Annotated in this window: 19 protein-coding genes; 6 read left to right on the top strand and 13 right to left on the bottom strand. The window is 56.9% G+C overall.

What is annotated here, in order from left to right; translation table 11 throughout:
- Window positions 1-4: 4 nt before the first annotated feature.
- The 8 genes from flgH to GS630_RS19170 are packed head-to-tail and all read right to left on the bottom strand — an operon-like array spanning window position 5 to window position 4033.
- Window positions 5-736, bottom strand: a complete 732-nt coding sequence (flgH, locus tag GS630_RS19135; protein WP_171621139.1) for a flagellar basal body L-ring protein FlgH — start codon at window positions 734-736, stop codon at window positions 5-7.
- Window positions 736-1152, bottom strand: a complete 417-nt coding sequence (gene flgA, locus GS630_RS19140; protein WP_171621140.1) for a flagellar basal body P-ring formation chaperone FlgA — start codon at window positions 1150-1152, stop codon at window positions 736-738. The genes flgH and flgA overlap by 1 nt, the downstream gene beginning before the upstream one ends.
- The gene (flgG, locus tag GS630_RS19145) at window positions 1152-1937 is read right to left on the bottom strand and encodes a flagellar basal-body rod protein FlgG (RefSeq protein WP_171621141.1); all 786 of its coding nucleotides are present in this window, start codon (window positions 1935-1937) and stop codon (window positions 1152-1154) included. The genes flgA and flgG overlap by 1 nt, the downstream gene beginning before the upstream one ends.
- A 12-nt stretch (window positions 1938-1949) precedes the next feature.
- The gene (locus tag GS630_RS19150; RefSeq protein ID WP_171621142.1) at window positions 1950-2669 is read right to left on the bottom strand and encodes a flagellar hook-basal body complex protein; all 720 of its coding nucleotides are present in this window, start codon (window positions 2667-2669) and stop codon (window positions 1950-1952) included.
- The gene (locus GS630_RS19155) at window positions 2669-2941 is read right to left on the bottom strand and encodes a flagellar biosynthetic protein FliQ (RefSeq protein ID WP_171621143.1); all 273 of its coding nucleotides are present in this window, start codon (window positions 2939-2941) and stop codon (window positions 2669-2671) included. The genes GS630_RS19150 and GS630_RS19155 overlap by 1 nt, the downstream gene beginning before the upstream one ends.
- 4 nt (window positions 2942-2945) lie before the next feature.
- Window positions 2946-3236: a flagellar hook-basal body complex protein FliE gene (gene fliE, locus GS630_RS19160; RefSeq protein ID WP_171621144.1), complete on the bottom strand. Its 291-nt coding sequence runs from the start codon at window positions 3234-3236 to the stop codon at window positions 2946-2948.
- Window positions 3237-3248: 12 nt separating this feature from the next.
- Window positions 3249-3635, bottom strand: a complete 387-nt coding sequence (flgC, locus tag GS630_RS19165) for a flagellar basal body rod protein FlgC (RefSeq protein ID WP_171621145.1) — start codon at window positions 3633-3635, stop codon at window positions 3249-3251.
- An 11-nt stretch (window positions 3636-3646) separates the two neighbouring features.
- A complete protein-coding gene (locus GS630_RS19170; protein WP_171621146.1) occupies window positions 3647-4033 on the bottom strand; it encodes a FlgB family protein in 387 nt (128 codons plus the stop codon).
- 87 nt (window positions 4034-4120) lie between these two features.
- Here GS630_RS19170 and GS630_RS19175 point away from each other — a divergent pair, with 87 nt between their 5' ends.
- From GS630_RS19175 to GS630_RS19200, 6 genes are all read left to right on the top strand, one after another.
- Entirely contained in the window at window positions 4121-5458 is a 1338-nt protein-coding gene (locus tag GS630_RS19175) for a FliI/YscN family ATPase (protein WP_171621147.1), read from the top strand.
- 86 nt (window positions 5459-5544) lie between these two features.
- Entirely contained in the window at window positions 5545-6384 is an 840-nt protein-coding gene (locus GS630_RS19180) for a flagellar motor protein MotB (protein ID WP_171621148.1), read from the top strand.
- A 91-nt stretch (window positions 6385-6475) separates the two neighbouring features.
- Window positions 6476-7771, top strand: coding sequence for a flagellar hook protein FlgE (locus GS630_RS19185; RefSeq protein WP_171621149.1), 1296 nt, complete (start codon window positions 6476-6478; stop codon window positions 7769-7771).
- Window positions 7772-7804: 33 nt separating this feature from the next.
- Window positions 7805-9256, top strand: coding sequence for a flagellar hook-associated protein FlgK (gene flgK / locus GS630_RS19190; protein WP_171621150.1), 1452 nt, complete (start codon window positions 7805-7807; stop codon window positions 9254-9256).
- Between the two features lie 2 nt (window positions 9257-9258).
- Complete coding sequence (locus GS630_RS19195; RefSeq protein WP_171181094.1) at window positions 9259-10266, top strand: flagellin; 1008 nt, start codon at window positions 9259-9261, stop codon at window positions 10264-10266.
- Window positions 10263-11357, top strand: coding sequence for a flagellar basal body P-ring protein FlgI (locus GS630_RS19200; protein WP_171181091.1), 1095 nt, complete (start codon window positions 10263-10265; stop codon window positions 11355-11357). The genes GS630_RS19195 and GS630_RS19200 overlap by 4 nt, the downstream gene beginning before the upstream one ends.
- 37 nt (window positions 11358-11394) lie before the next feature.
- Here GS630_RS19200 and GS630_RS19205 read toward each other — a convergent pair whose 3' ends face one another.
- Genes GS630_RS19205 through GS630_RS19225 form a run of 5 tightly spaced genes read right to left on the bottom strand, consistent with a single transcriptional unit; the run spans window position 11395 to window position 16536 of the window.
- Window positions 11395-12039 (bottom strand): DUF1523 family protein, encoded by a 645-nt coding sequence (locus tag GS630_RS19205; RefSeq protein ID WP_171181089.1) that lies wholly within the window; start codon window positions 12037-12039, stop codon window positions 11395-11397.
- Window positions 12040-12049: 10 nt separating this feature from the next.
- Complete coding sequence (locus GS630_RS19210) at window positions 12050-12316, bottom strand: hypothetical protein (RefSeq protein ID WP_171181087.1); 267 nt, start codon at window positions 12314-12316, stop codon at window positions 12050-12052.
- Between the two features lies 1 nt (window position 12317).
- Window positions 12318-13655 (bottom strand): DUF6638 family protein, encoded by a 1338-nt coding sequence (locus GS630_RS19215; protein ID WP_171181085.1) that lies wholly within the window; start codon window positions 13653-13655, stop codon window positions 12318-12320.
- Window positions 13656-13685: 30 nt separating this feature from the next.
- Window positions 13686-14606: a restriction endonuclease gene (locus GS630_RS19220; protein ID WP_209509746.1), complete on the bottom strand. Its 921-nt coding sequence runs from the start codon at window positions 14604-14606 to the stop codon at window positions 13686-13688.
- Window positions 14599-16536, bottom strand: a complete 1938-nt coding sequence (locus GS630_RS19225) for an ATP-binding protein (protein WP_171621151.1) — start codon at window positions 16534-16536, stop codon at window positions 14599-14601. Before GS630_RS19225 ends, GS630_RS19220 begins: the two co-directional genes overlap by 8 nt.
- Between the last annotated feature and the right edge of the window lie 24 nt (window positions 16537-16560).

Below are 16560 nucleotides of genomic sequence, written 5' to 3' on the forward strand. Positions count from 1 at the left end.
CACCTCAGAACGGAAGAAGAGAATCAAGAATTTGCTGGCCGTACCGAGGTTGTTGGACATCCGTAATCTGCCCACGGCCACCATAGGACACACGCGCCGACGCGATCTTGTCATAGGTGATTTCATTCTGGCGTGAGATGTCCTGAGGGCGGACATAGCCAGCCACCAAAAGCTCGCGTAGTTCAAAATTGACGCGCAGCTCCTGTGATCCCGAGATGGCCAAAACCCCGTTTGGCAGCACATCCAGCACCGTTGCGGCCACGCGCAAGGTCAGCTTTTCGTTCCGCCGAACCGATCCGCGACCAGAGCTTGAAGAATCCGATTCGATCGCGACGGCTTCGTCCAATGACGCGCCTTCCGGCAGGTTTTTTTGCACACGCTGCGGCAAGCCAAAGAAGCTTCCCACCCCAAGCTCTTCCGACCCGGATCTGGAGCGTCGCGTGTCATTGGATATCTCGGCCTCTTCATCCAGTTCGATGACGACGGTTAGAATATCTCCCTTTTTGATCGCCCGCTGATCGCCCAACAGAGATTGCTGACCGCCACTCCAGAGCGATGAACGATCCACATTTCGCTGGGGTTGCGTGTGTAACGGCAGGCCCGGCCACAGCATGGCTACCTGTTCAGGCGAGTCCTCGTTAGGGGTGAAACTTGGCGGTTTTCCCAAATGGTCCAGACGCCCGCACGCAGACAAAGCAAACACGGTCAAAAGAAGAGTTTTTGGAAGTCTTGACATCACTGCACCTCAATTTGGCCATCTGGGCGGATTCGGCCTGTTACCGTTGTTCGAGACGAAAGATTCATCACCCGAATGCGCTCGCCGATTGCGCCGCGCCCGAGGGCTCGACCCTCGGTGGTGATAGACAAGGGTTGGCTATTAAACACCAAAATCACCCGATCGTTGCGGTCAACAACGGCGGGCGGACCAACATCCGTGTCACGAATGGGTCTGCCGGGGTAAAGAGCCACCCTGGCTTCCTGCCCGATCAAGGCCTCGGGATCCTTTGCTGCACCAGCGACCTCCGTCGGCTTCATCTCAAGATCTGCTGCGACAATGATCTCTTTTGCCCGGATCGTTCGGGTTGAAACCACGATGTCAGACTGCGCAACACAGGGTATCAAGATCGTCAGGGCCGCTATAAGACGTTGCATTAGCGCACCTGTGTTGTTGCGCTCATCATCTGATCGACTGCCGAAATGACTTTGGCATTCATTTCATAACCACGCTGCGCCTCGATCAGTTCTGTCACCTCGCGCACCGCGTCGACCGAGCTGTCCTCCAGATAGCCCTGCCTTATTGTTCCCAGCCCGTCTTCACCAGGCGTGCCCAAAACGGGCGCACCTGAGGCTTCGGTTTCCTTGAACAAATTGCTTCCGATTGCCTCAAGCCCCTTGGCATTCGAGAAACTGGCAAGCGCAAATTCTCCCAACAGCTGACCTTCGGGAGCGTCGTCAAAATAGGCGTAAACCTCGCCGCCCGCGTTGATCGAAATAGAGCGCGCATCGTCAGGGACGGTGATTTCGGGCGAAACCGCAAATCCATCAGAGGTCACGATTAGCCCTTCAGCCGAACGTTTCAGACTACCATCGCGAGTATAGGCGGTCTGACCGCTGGGAAGCGTCACCTCCAAGTAGCCGCGCCCTTCAATCGCCACGTCCAGATCACTGCCGGTCGCCGACAGCGCACCCTGCTCCAATTGCACCGTCACGGCGGCAGGCCGCACACCCAGACCCAGCTGGATACCAGTGGGCAGGACCGTTCCATCCGACGCGTTCACTGCCCCGGCCCGGGCCATCTGTTGATAGTGCAAATCCGCAAACTCGGCCCGTCGGGCGTTGTAGCCAGTGGTATTCATATTCGCCAGGTTGTTCGAAATCGTCTCGACACGCATCTGTTGCGCGGACATGCCGGTGGCGGCAATTTTTAGGGCTCGCATTTAACACTCTCCTTATTCAGACCAGCGCATCAGGGCGTTAAGCGCCCCGCGCACCCGCTCGTCTTCGCTTTCCAGAAAACTTTGCCCCAGTTCGTAAGCGCGCTGGATTTCAACCAAGCGCGTCACCTGCTCAATGGCTTTGACGTTTGAGCCTTCGAGAAAGCGTTGCAAAACAATCGGTTCGTCAACCGGATCTATGGCCTCATCCGTACGGAAGCGTGTGTTTCCTTCGCGGACTAGATCTTTAGGGTCGGCGATGTTGAACACCCCCAGCTGCCCCAATAATTGCCCATCGACACTCAGGGTTCCGTCGCTGCCAACGTCTATCGTGACGACATCGGGCGGGATGAAAACCGGCGCGCCATTTGCGTCCAACACGCGCGCGCCATCCAGGGCCACCAGATCCCCCTCTGCGTTGGTCGAGAAACTGCCAGCCCGCGTCAACCGATTCCCGTCCGGCGTTTCAACCATAAAAAAACCAGCGCCTTCGATCGCGAAGTCAAACTGCCCACCGGTTTCCGTCAACACCCCCTGTTGCAACGACGTGTTGCGGGCTTCGGCCCGGCTCATGGAAAGCGACGGGCTTTTTGGCATGCCCTGAATGAACTCGGAAAACACAAGACCTTGCTGGCGATAGCCAGTCGTGTTCGCATTGGCGATATTATTTGCCACCAATCGCATTTCGTTCATCAAACCGGATTGGCGGGACAAGGTAACATAAGCGGTGTCCATCAGCGACCTCCTGCAATCAAAGGGACGAGCGTTCCGGTGAAGAACGTCACCAGAGTCTGGGTCATGAACCCCATCGAAATCCAGAATACGACAACGATGGCGATCAGCTTGGGAACGAAAGTCAGTGTCATTTCCTGAATCGACGTCAGCGCCTGAAACAAGCCGACAATCAAGCCCGAGACCAAGGCGACAGCCAGAATCGGGACCGATGTGATCACCGCAACCCAAAGGGCCTGGCGCACAATGTCATAGAAAAGACCTTCGCTCAGCATCGTGTCAGACCGGCATCCGCAGGATTTCCTGATAAGCCTCGACCACCTTGTTGCGCACGATCACGGCTGTCTCGACAGCCAGTTCGGTTTGCGCCAGCGCCTGCACCAATGCGTGCGGATCGGCTTGTCCGACCATCGCGGCCTGAGACATCTGCTCGCTGTGTTTCAACGTGGCCGCAAAGTCCTGAAAACTGGCCTGAAGCCCCTGCGTCGTCCCGGTGTGTTCGGGATCGGCCTGTGTCGCGGGGCGTGCGCCGGTATAGTTCTGTGCGGCGGTCAGGGATCGGATGTCCATTCTGGCTGTCCTTTATTTTCTGAGCAATTCCATCAACGACGACGACATCTGCCGCGTCTGATCAAACATCTTGAGATTGGCTTCGTAGCTGCGCTGCGCTTCGCGCGCGTCGGCGATTTCGATCATCAGATCGACATTCGATCCCTGATAGTGGCCGCTTTCATCAGCCATCGGATGGCCAGGGTCGTAGATTCTGCTTAGGTCACGCCGATCAAGCGTGACACGGCCGGCCTGCACCATGTCGCGACCGTCTTTTTGTACAGTTTCAAATGGCACCGTTTTGCGCCGGTAGCCCGGCGTATCGGCGTTCGAAATATTCTCGGACACATGCCGCAAGCGGGCGGCCTGCGCACGCAGGGCGCTGGCGGATGCGGTCAGAGAGTGGGAAAAATCGCTCATCTTCTTTCCTCTTAGCCACGACCCAGGCTGGTACGCAGGATATTCATGGATGACTTGTAAATAGCCAAAGCCCGGTCATGCTGGCGCTTAACATCGACCGATTTCAGCATCTCTTCTTCAAGGGAAACGCCGTTGCCGTTAGGATCGCCAGAAGGGACGGCATCGAACTCGGCCCAGCTTTTCGCATCAGAACCTCTGTGCAGATGACCCTGACGCGTGGCGCTCATAGTCGTTTCACGTTGTGAGATTTCGAAAGCTGTCTTGAAAGATTCTATATCGCGCGGCTGGTAGCCGGGTGTATCCGCATTGGCCATGTTGCGCGCAATGACCGCCTGCCGTTGCCCGGCATGGGTTGCCATTGCGTACGCGGTCTTAAAGACGTTCAGGTCATAGAACATCGGGGCTTCTCCCTCGATCAATTTCAATCAAGGCTTAACCCCGATTCCTTTAGAAACCGTTTTCAGAACTCAGTTGGAGAACCCACGATGTCAGATCTCGACCCGATGCTTCTGAAACATGAATTCGACAGGATGACTGCGGTCCGTCATGTGGGGCTGGTCAGTGGCGTCGCGCAGGGTCTGATCGAGATCAGCGGCCTGAACAGTCACGCGCGAATTGGCGACCTGCTTACATTGCAGCGGCGCTCGGGGCCTGATGTCTCAGGTGAAGTGCTGCATGTGGATGCGGATCATGTTCATATGATGCCAGGCGCCGCACCAGATGGTGTCAGTCTGGGGGACCGCGTGTATCTTGACCCCTCTCCGGGTTTCGCACCGGGCCTGCACTGGTTGGGGCGTGTTATCGATCCATTTGGCAAACCGCTTGACGGGAAACCTCTGCTGAACGGGGCGCAGGACCGCGATATCATGCAGGCCCCGCCGCCAGCTGTAACACGCAAACCGTTGGGAGAGCGGATGGCCACGGGGTTGTCCGTTCTAAACACAATGCTACCGATCGTGCGCGGTCAGAGGGTCGGGTTGTTTGCCGGGTCGGGCGTTGGGAAATCGACGCTCCTGTCAACTCTGGCACGCTCCATGCGGGCGGATGCAGTCGTAGTTGCACTGATTGGTGAGCGGGGGCGCGAAGTAAATGAATTTGTTGCCCATGCCATCGGTCCGGAGGCCATGCAGCGGACCATCGTGGTGGCAGCGACTTCGGACCAATCGGCCTTGTCCCGCAGGCGCTGCGCTTGGTCAGCGATGTCGACAGCAGAATTCCTGCGCGATCAGGGCCTGAACGTCCTGTTTCTGGCCGATTCAGTGACCCGTTTTGCTGAAGCACACCGGGAAATTGCCGTCGCCATGGGGGAAACGCCGTCTCTGCGCGGGTATCCGCCTTCGGTCACACCCCTGATCGCCAATCTGTGTGAACGCGCAGGACCGGGCGCGCAGGATCAGGGGTATATCACCGCCGTGTTCAGCGTGCTGGTGGCCGGATCGGACATGGATGAACCTGTCGCAGACATTCTGCGCGGCGTGCTGGACGGGCATATCGTGCTTAGCCGTGACATCGCCGAACGTGGGCGTTTCCCCGCCATCGATCTCAGCAGGTCCGTGTCCCGCAGTTTGCCGGGGGCGGCGTCCGAGGCGGAAAACCATATGATTTCGGAAACACGCAGACTTGTCGGAAGCTACGAACAGTCAGAAGTGATGATAAAGGCCGGGCTATATGCCGAAGGGTCAGACCCGCTTTTGGATCAGGCCGTGCGCGTTCACGACGAATTGGATTCGTTTTTCGGTAAACCGGATTCCGAAGGGATCGAAAACAGCTTTAGTCGACTGTCTCTGATTCTGCGCCGCGCATCGGTCGGGGTACCGCGTTAAGCGAATTCTGAACAGTTTTAAGTGTTAAGGCCACCTTAAGTCCTCCGCTGCTAGTCACAGAGTTGGGTGATAAAAAGGTGGTGGAGATGGGTGCGCAAACAAACGCGGCGCCAATCATCATCAAGAAGAAGCGTGTGTCAGGTGGCGATGGCCATCATGGCGGCGCGTGGAAAGTCGCGTATGCCGACTTTGTTACGGCCATGATGGCCTTCTTCATGTTGATGTGGCTGCTGAACGCAACAACGGAACAACAACGCAAGGGGTTGGCGGATTACTTCGCGCCGACAATCCCGCTGAGCCCGGAATCCGGGGGCGGTGACGGCGCTTTTGGTGGCGACAGTATGCTGTCAGAAGACACGCTGCTGCGGGACGGCCAAGGGGCTATAACCAAGTACGCAACCGAGTCGCGCCTGGCCCGTGGGTCCGTCGGCGTGGATGCACAGGGTGGCGGCAAAGGGAACAAGGAAGACTTCTCGACGCTTGAAGCCCAACTGCTTGGCCGCACCGGCGAAAGCGATGTGTCGGACAAGCTGCTCAAGCACATTGTCACACGCGTCACTGACGAAGGACTTGTCGTCGAACTCTTTGACACCGAGGATCAGGCATTGTTCGAATCGGGATCCGACACGCCAACCCGCTTCCTGCGCGCGCTGGCCCTGATCATCGCCCGATCCTCGGATTTAGTGACAAATTCGATCGCCGTTGAAGGCCATGTCAGCGCCTCGCCTGTTGTACAGGCCCGCAACACCGCCTGGGATCTGTCTACTGCACGAGCGCAAAAACTGCGCCAGTTGCTGCAGGACAAGGGCGTGACGGCACGGCGGATGGATCGCGTCACCGGCCATGCAGACCGTGAGTTATTTGCTAAAAACCCAATGGCCCCGCGGAACAACAGGGTCGAAGTGATCTTCCTGCGTCACCCCTAAAGGATAGAACGCATTTTACATGTTAGCGCGCTGTTAAGGGGCAGCGCGTTACCTGTTGCATCAACGACTGACGCAACAGAAGGGCGCGCCCATGACCATTTCCTCTTCGCTCAATGCCGGCGTGGCAGCGCTGAAAGCCAACGCCAACAGGCTGGCAACGATTTCCGACAACATCGCGAATTCCTCGACCTATGGGTACAAGCGGGTCGAGACGGATTTTCATTCTATGGTCACATCGGGTCAAGGTGGCAGCTATTCGGCAGGTGGCGTGCGCACGACAAGCCAGCGCATGATTGATCAGCGCGGACCCTTGGTAACAACCAGCAACTCCACCGACCTCGCGGTTCGCGGGCGCGGGATGTTGCCAGTGCGCCCTAGTTCGCAAATCGGCAATAACTCGAACGAAATGCTTTTGACCACAACCGGATCGTTCCGCACCAACGAAGAAGGGTATCTGGTAACCGAATCCGGCCTTGTTCTTCTAGGATGGCGCGCTGGTCCGGATGGGATCATTCCGTCTGTACCCCGCGACACACCCGCTGCACTTGAACCCATTCAACTGAGCGTCAATCAGCTCTCAGGCGCCCCAACAACAGAAATGAACCTGCGCATGAACTTGCCCGCCACCGCGACCGATGCGGGCGCTCCGGGCGACGTTCAACCTTTGTCGGTCGAGTATTTTGACAACCTTGGCAAATCCGAAAGCGTTGATATCCAGCTGATCCCAACCGTTCCGGCGACCGGCAGCAGCAATGAATGGACTATGGTTCTGCGCGATTCCGCCTCTGGCGGCGCAATCATCGGGGAATACACACTAACTTTCACCGACAACCGAACCGCAGGCGGCACTCTGGCCAGTGTCGCGGCAGTATCAGGTGGCGCATACGACCCAACGACCGGCAGCGTCATGGTCAACGTTGCCGGCGGTCCAATGGAGATAAATATCGGCATGATCGGCGATGACGATGGAATAACCCAGCTCTCTGACACCTTTGCACCGGTTTCGATCACACGAGATGGTTCCGCCGTTGGTACAATGACTAGCGTTCAAGTGGATGAAAATGGCTATGTCTATGCGTTCTACGATACTGGCGTCAGCCGCCGGATGTTTCAGATTCCTCTCGCGGACGTGCCCAATCCCAATGGCCTGACGGCGTTGGACAGTCAGACCTACGCCCCGTCACGTGAAAGCGGCACATTCTTTCTGTGGAACGCAGGCGACGGCCCGACCGGAGATCTTGTTTCCTTCGCCCGCGAAGAATCAACTACGGACGTCGCCACCGAACTCACCTCTCTGATCCAGACACAGCGCGCTTATTCATCAAGCGCCACGGTGATCCAGACGGTGGATGAGATGCTGCAGGAAACGACGAATCTGAAACGCTGAACCAGTGTCTGATCACAGGAAAGGAGTGGCCTCATGAACATGTCGACGGCACTCAACAATGCATTGGGTGGGCTGACAGCGGCCAGCCGAGGGGCCTCTGTGGTGTCCGGGAACATCGCAAATGCCCTGACGCCGGGCTACGCGCGCCGATCCCTTGAACTGACAACCAGCCAGATTTCCGGCAACGGCGTCCGCACGGTTGGAGTGGTTCGGCACCAGGACCCTGTTTTAACCGCCAACAGACGGTCAACGGACGCCGAACTTGCGTTACAATCCGCAGTTTCGGATTTTCATACGCGTTTCGAACAACTAGTCGGATCTCCAGCGAACGGGTCCTCGTTGTCCACGCGCCTGTCGGACTTGGAAAACAGCTTCATAACTGCAGCCAGCCTGCCTGATTCGGTCGAACGACTAGATCAGGTCGCGCGCTCGGCAGGTGATCTGGCCAACGCGCTGAATAAAGCATCTGAAGGCGTGCGGCAGGCGCGCTCGGACGCAGATCGCAAGATCGGCGCTCAAGTTGAAAACCTAAACCGGACTTTGCAGGATATCGAAGACCTGAACGCCAAGATTCCTGCCATTAAAAACTCGGGTGGAGACATTGGTGCCCTGTTGGATCAACGACATGTCCTGATCGATCAAGTCAACACGATGATTCCGGTCAACGTCGTGCCGCGCGTAAATGATCAGGTGTCGCTATATTCCGATGGCGGCTTAATACTGCTGGAGGGCAAAGCGTCAGAGTTCACCTTTTCCACAACGGGTGAGACCATGCCGCATATGACGGTGGCAAACGGCCTTCTGTCAGGGTTGGAGATGAACGGAAACCCTGTGCGCACAAGCGGTGACACCGCACAGATTCGTGGCGGAGCGCTGATGGCCCAGTTCACTATCCGCGATGAACTGGCTATTGAGGCACAGATGCAACTGGACACTGTTGCCCGCGACCTGATCGAACGGTTCGAAACGTCGGGGCTGGACCTCACCGCCCTGGTTAGCGATCCGGGCCTGTTTACCGACAATGGCAACCGGTTTGATCCTACCGCTTTTGTCGGGCTCGCCTCTCGGATTGCAATCAATTCTACGGTGGATCCTGACGTTGGCGGAGACAGCTGGAAGCTGCGTTCGGGTCTGGGCGCTGTGACAGCAGGTGATCCCGGACAAGCCGCTCAACTAAGTGCCTTCGGAAACATCCTGAGTGACGCGCGTCCGATACCTGGCGGAGTGTTCGGTACAGGAAACATGCGTCCCGCCGAGTTGACCGAGGCTTTGCTCTCTAAAGCGGGTGCACATGCGCATGCAGCAGATCAACGCGAGGCCTTCGCCAATAGCGCCCAACAACAAATGGCCCAGATCGAGGCCGAGCAAGGTGTAGATACAGATCAGGAACTGCAACGTCTCATGCAGGTTGAACAGACATATGCCGCAAATGCACGGGTTATCTCGGTCGTGGATGAATTGCTTGAAACTCTGCTGAGGTTGTAACGATGACTTTGACATCTATCGGCGATCTGGCGCGCGGTATGACCTTGCGCACGCGTGCCACAGACATAAAAACACAGATCGAAACGCTTTCGTTTGAGATGTCCACTGGACAGGTACAGGATATCTCAGGCCGGTTGGGGGGCGATTATTCGCAGCTTCTCGACTTGGATCGCAGCCTCGCCAGGCTCGACGCCTTTGGCATAGCAACATCTGAGGCGGCTCTGTTCGCCGATGCCATGCAGTTAAGCCTGACAACCTTCAGCGATTCTGTCGGAGAAATGACCGCATCCTTGTTGGCTTATGGAACCGCAAATCAGCCTGCGAACCATGAACAAGCATCGGTGCAGGCGAAAAACGAACTGGACACGATGATCTCGGCGCTGAACACGCGCGTCGGTGGACGTAGCCTGTTTTCCGGCACGGCCACCGACGTATCGCCTTTGCAATCATCAGACGATCTTTTGGCGGCGCTGAGGCCGCAGTTGACCGGGCTTGCGACTGTGTCAGATATCCGTCTGGCAGCAGACACATGGTTCAATGACCCGGCCGGGTTTGACGCCGTAATTTACCAAGGATCGAACAACACGCTTTCCCCGATGCAGGTATCAGAAAATGAAAGCGTCACTCTGCCGATCACTGCAACGGACCCGGCTTTCAAAGCCGCCCTCAGGGACGTTGCAGTGGCCGCATTGGCCACAGACAGCGCATTGGCGCTTTCCCCAGATCAACGCACGATGCTGTTCACGCAGTTGGGTGTTGATCTGGCCAACGCGCAGGATGATACCGTGCAACTCCGGGCCGAAGTCGGCACGGCGGAGGCCCGTATAGAAGAGGCAGCGACACGCAATTCGGCTGCTCGCACCAGCCTTGAATACAGCCGAAACGAACTGATCGCGGCGGACCCTTATGAAACGGCGGCAAAACTGCAAACTGTGCAGTTCCAATTGGAAAGCTTGTATTCCGTAACTGTTCGCAACGCGAACCTATCGCTGGTGAATTTTCTGAGATGAGGGCGCTGATACTTATCTTGGTCTTCCTTCCCAGCCTGGCTTGGGCGGGGGCAATCCGTCTTAAGGACCTGGTCGATTTTGACGGCGTGCGCGGCAACGATCTGGTTGGCTACGGCCTAGTCGTAGGTTTGAATGGAACCGGTGATGGATTGCGCAATGCCCCCTTCACCGAAGAAATCATGTCCAACATCCTCGAACGTCTGGGCGTCAACGTGAACGGCGAAGATTTTCGACCAAAAAACGTGGCAGCGGTTTTGGTCACAGCCAGCCTCCCACCCTTCTCCAGGGTGGGCGGTCAGATCGATGTGACTGTTTCGGCCATCGGCGATTCCAGCAGCCTGTTGGGCGGAACGCTGATCATGACACCTTTGAACGCAGCCGACGGTCAAATTTATGCTGTCGCTCAAGGCACAATTTTGGCGGGCGGCGTTTCTGCCGAAGGTGAGGCCGCTTCGGTGGTGCGTGGGGTGCCAACGTCGGGCGTCATACCATCTGGCGCGCGGGTTGAGCGTGAAATTGACTTTGACCTGTCGACCCTGACCCAAATGCGTCTTGCTCTGAGAGAACCCGATTTCACCACAGCCGCACGGATCGAATCCGCGATCAATACCGAGTTCAACAGGGCCGTGGCCATCATGCGGGATTCGGGAACGGTTGAACTTAACATTGCCGCGACGCAAGCGGTATCAACGGCCCATGCCATCGGGCGAATCGAAAACATACTGGTTGAACCGGAAACAAAAGCGCGCGTGGTCGTCGATCAGCGGTCGGGTACCATCGTTATGGGTCAAGAGGTCCGCATTTCGCGCGTTGCTGTCTCTCAGGGTAATCTGACGTTAACAGTGCAAGAGGCCCCGATTGCAGTGCAACCCAACCCGTTTGCCAGAGGTGAAACAGTGGTCGTGCCCCGCACCATCGCTGGCATCGAAGAGGAAGAAGGCACCGGTCTTGCCGAAATCCCCGAGGCGACAACTCTGTCCGAAGTGGTTGCTGGATTGAACGCGCTGGGCGTGTCGCCTCAGGACATGATCGACATTTTGAAAACCATAAAAGCAGCGGGCGCGCTGCACGCAGAGTTCATAGTCAGGTGACGGCGGAAGGGCGTGCTGATTGCACGCCCCTTGCGCTTTACTTTGACTTCCAGCTGTCCAGCCAGCGTCGAAACCTGGTGCGCCGTTCTTCAATTGCGTCACCCGCCGCATACAGCCCGTCTTCCACGTTTTCGATCATCGGGTCGATCCGGGCCTCCCGGAACCTGCGCCAGCGCACCCATATCGCCCAGACCACCGCGGCGAAAATCGTCAGGAATATGATGTTGAACCAGGGGATAATCCGCGCATCCGGCCCATCTACATGGTTGATGAAGATGGCGTTTGGAAAGATCGACAGAAACTCGTTGCGCCAGCCGTAGTGAGTAACAACCACCCATTTCGGATTCTCTTTGGTCGATTTCGCATCATTGGCTTCGGTATACAGGTTTGCGGTATCGAACTTGAAATAGGGGGGCCAACCCCATCCAGTATCCTCGTTTCGATAGACGATGGGTTTACCGCTTTCGCGAACGGCCTGAATGAACTGCACGTCCCGATTGGCAAGGCTTGCGGACTGGTCCTGGGGTTCAGACCAGAAAATCCGGGTCCAGTCGTTCAGATCCTGCCGTTCTTCATAGGTATTGACGATGCGCACAATGTCATGCTGCGGCAATGAGTATTGCAAGACCGCCGCAATCGTACCCCAGAAGATAATAATGAACGCCCATTTCACATAGGCCATGCCTAAATCCTCACATGTAATTCACAATGTAGATCAGCGCGCCAATCGCCACCCACGGCACAATATAGACACCCAGGATCAGTTTACGCCGGAACGAATTGTCATACACATGCAATCCGCGTTCGACAAAGGCTTCTTTGTTGCCCGTTTTGCCTTTTTTATCCCACCAGTCCTCAAGCTTACGCCGCCGAATGCCGCGCGAATAGAAAGACAGCGCCACATAGGCAATCGTCTGGACCACCAGCAAGATCAGCAACAGGCGCAACAATCCGATCATATCAGCCTTTCCTCACCGAACCCCAGGGACCGACCCGAGCGATTATGTCATCGCTGACCCGGTCATTGCCGCTCATATCCGGCTCATGCCCAAACAACGCGGCGCGGGCCCCTTGCTTGTCCACCTGATACTCACGCGCAAGGAAGTCGGCAACATAGGCTTTCTTGCTCTCGGGCCAACCTGAATATGTGCGGTAGAACAGCTCTTTATGGCAGATGAACATCTGGCGCGGGTCCAGCGGGGCCAACTCAGACAGCAGCATGTTCACCAGATCGCGGTTCGGTGTATCCGCCGCGCGCAAAGTATAGAAATAGGCCGGATGGTCCGAGGTGATACGCGGCCATGGCCCCCCATCGCTCGCCCAGCGCAGCAATTGAGCGAGCCCGTGATAAGCCTCGGGCAGGCGATCCGAGTGGTTGCGCGCCAGCCGACGCATGTCGCTGCGATCCAGCCCGGTCAGGTCGACATCTGCATCCGCAGCCGCATCGACGGTCAGGAAATCCATCTTTTGTTGCAGGATCGCGGCGGCATCCACGCCGCGCGCTTTGACAATCGGTTCGACCAGATCGTTGTAGTCCAGAAACTTGGCAATCTGGTTCCGCTGTGACGGGTCGAAGGTGTACTTTATCGGCAGATCATCCGGCTTTTCGCCCATACAGATGGCCGCCGGGTGATCCACATCCGGAAACAGATACAGCCCGCCAAAATGCGCGGTCCAGAAATTGCGCTGCTCAAAATCCGTGTGGCGCAGACGGACCGGATTGCGGGTGACGTCGCCGGTTTCTTTGGCCGTCTCGATCATCTTGGCGATCAATACGTCGTCGAACCACGCATCCTCTTCGGTCTTGAACCGTTCGACCATCCCCGCCAGTTGCTGGGCCTTGCGCAAGGTGCCGCCTGCGGTGTCGGCCTCAATCTCGATTTTGCGCAGGTTCAGCAGGTCGCGCGGTGTGGACAGTTTGAAGACTGAGTTCACCAGCTCTCCGGCCACTGCATCGGTGGCGGTCAGGGCGAACAACTGCGCCTCGTTCATCTCGATGAATTCACGCAGGATATCACGCGAGGTCGAGAATTTGACATTCAACAGCGGCGCGCGTTTCTGTTCGGTCGTCAGCAGGATGAACTGCCGGTTGACCCCGTTGGGATTGAGGTAGAGCGTGTCCTCCAGCTCAATCCCCACCTCCGGCGAATAACCCGAGATATCGACATGGAAATCCGTCAGCGCCGTGGTCTTGCCCGCCAGATGCTGCAACGCGCGGTTATACCGCTCGACCAGAGCCGGGCTGGAGATGTGGACAAGATTACCGAACATCAGGCCTTTTTCGATGAGGCGGATCACTAAGCGGACCTTCCTTCCTTTGATTTAACACTAAACGCTGGCAAAGAACTTCTCATCTATTGTGACCGACTCAATCATTTCTGTCGCAACCCCAAGGTCGTTTTCTTTGAGCAAATCACACAGGCGATCCCCATCAATTAGGTCAATCGCGGTAGCCCCATCCCTTGTAGCTTCGTCCGAAGCTTGCGCGGTGAAATTTCCAGTCGTTATGAACAATCCTTTGTCTGCTCGCCCCATCATCGCCCCTTTAAAGTCGCGAATTTCCGATGACCCAACACTTCCTTTGTAGCGTTTGCACTGAAAGAACACCTGGAACGAAACGAGGTTCACCCGAAGAACGCCGACACCGTCGATTCCACCGTCACCGGATTTTCCACGGACTTCGACTTTGGTAAACCCTGCTTCCCGAAGCAAGCGCTGTGCTAAACGTTCAAAGGCGTATGGGTCCATTTGTTTTAGAGTGGTAAGTAACCTTGATTTCCACGTCTCTGTATCAGGCGTCTCTTCGATATTGCCACTCTGATCAGAAGGTGAAAACAACTCGGGCTCATCCCCGTTTTGTTGTTTCTTCTTCCGGCGCTCGCGAGCTCTAGCTTTTTCTTCTTCGTTAACCTGGTCGATTATTCGCTGAGTATCGTCAATTGTATCTATGGTGCTTCCGAACTCAGTTAACGCCCAAATACCACGAGCGGAATTCTCGAGCGCACCACCCTTCTTCAAAAAGGTTCGAGCCCAAGCCAGATAGTAGTTCAATCGTGGTTGGCCTTGGTTAGTTCCGGTCATCATGAAGGATTGTTCTTCCTCAGAAACGCCTTCAAGTTCCGCGACCTTCTCGTCAAGTTCGTAAATACTTGCGGAGCCCCCTACCTGTTTCATAGCCTCGACGGTTACCAGCATCATGCCAGGCATTTCCGGGTAGCCTTCTGCTTCAATAACAAATCTTCTAGTCAAAGTTCTTTCCTTTTAAATACCGCCGCTTGGCCTCTTCCATCCGGCCCATCTCACGGACAGCGTTCTCGATGGCGACCTCGTCGCTCTTGTCGGCATAGCGGAACTCGCTGTCGGCGTAGCGGTTGATCTCTTGGATCACCATCTCAACCGTGATCGGCTGGCGCAGGTCTTCGATCATCGCTTTCTTGGTGTCGTAGTCGTGGAACAGGAACAGGTCGGGGTTCTCCATCCACTCGTCGGGCAATTCGAAATCCATCGCGCGGACCTTGACCGCGTCGGTGATGTTCTTGATCACACGGCCGGTGAACCGCTCATCCGCGGCCTGGATCGCCTTGAGGTAGGTGCCCAGCTTGGCAATCGTGTCCATCTGGCCGATCTCGCCCGAAACCCGGTCATAGACCTGCAACAGGGCGTCCTCATGCGGGCGGGCATGGCTTTCGAAACTGGCGGCGACGGCCTTCTTGATCTCCTGCGCGGCGTAAGCCTCGTGTTCGCCCAGCGGGATGTCGTGGTTGCGGCCCATCAGCAGGTGCAGGATGTCGATGTAATCCTCGCGCGTTTGCGGCCCGTCCACCAGAAACCGCGCGCCGGCCCGCTGTCGCAGGGCGTCGTCCACATTCTCGGGGTAGTTCGAGAACATGCCAAAGGTGCAATTGCCGCGCACGACGGTGTTGGCGCCAGCAAAGCTCTCCATCAGAACAGCGGTGATTTCCAGTTGGCCCGCGCTGGACTGCCGGTCGCCGCGTTTTCCCGCCAGTTGGTCTATATCGTCGATGGTCCCGAAACCGATGACCGAGGGATCAATGATCGTATTGATAAAGGCTTTGGCGTTCTGGCCGGACTTGCCCTGATAGCTGTCGATATTGTCGGTGCTCAGGTTCTGATAGCGGAACGGATAGCCCGCGTTCTGGCAATAGTCATTGATCAGCCCGGCCATCATCTGGATCAGGGTGGTCTTGCCGGTGCCCGGTTTGCCGTCACCCATGAAGGTAAAGATGAACCCGCCGAGTTCCGCAAACGGGTTCAGGCGGCGGTCGAAGTCATAGGCCATCAGCATCTTGGCCAGCTTCATCGCCTGATACTTGGCGATATGGTTGCCCACCACCTCGTTCGGTTTCTTGAACGTCATGGTCAGAGTGGAGGATTTGGCCTTTGAGGCCGGCTCGAACCCTCGGATCGTCAGGTCATCGGCGTCGATATGCCAGGCGGCGTTCTGGAACGGGGCCAGATGGTCCGCCGACTGCGCACGCAGGGCGGCCTTTTCCATCAACTGCTCGGCATAGGCACTTGTGGCGGCGATCAGGTGGGCGTCGTCAGGGGCGTGTTTGGCCAACATTTGGTCCAGCTCCCACAGCGCGCCATGCAGGGCGAGTTGGCCGTTGTCGGTCAGGATCTCTTCGACCTCGCCGATATCGACGGTGGTTTCACTTAGATGTGAGGACATCAGATACGCCAGCGCATTTCCAAGCACATGCGATGAGATAAGCGCCTCCGCGGTCAGCAAACCCGAGAACTCGGCCTTCCGCGCGGCAGGCAGATCCCCGGCTAGGTTCGCACGCTTCAAATCGGCCAGCGGTGTCTGGTCCGCATAAGCCTCGGCCACAGCCAAAGCGATTGCGATGGCGCGGCGAATGGCCTGTTGCGTGGTGGCCTGCGGCGGCGAGACCAGCGTATCGCCGTCATCGGATGCCTCAATCCGTTCAACCAGATGCACCCCGTCTGCGCGTACAGTGCGCCGCGTCACCAAACCGGGTGTGGTGGATCGAAACCGCCTCCCGGTCGTGACACCCGGAGATCGCTCGACCGCCACTTCAACCGGTTTCGCAATCCGCGGCGCGTGTTCGAACCCATTCAGCAAGGCGGTCGCCGCCGGGTAATGTTTGCGAATATCGTCTTCGCGCAATTCCATCTGATCTGACGTCAAACTCATTTGCTCAACCCTGCATCTTCTTCT

Source organism: Ruegeria sp. HKCCD7303, assembly GCF_013111185.1.
Taxonomy (GTDB): domain Bacteria; phylum Pseudomonadota; class Alphaproteobacteria; order Rhodobacterales; family Rhodobacteraceae; genus Ruegeria.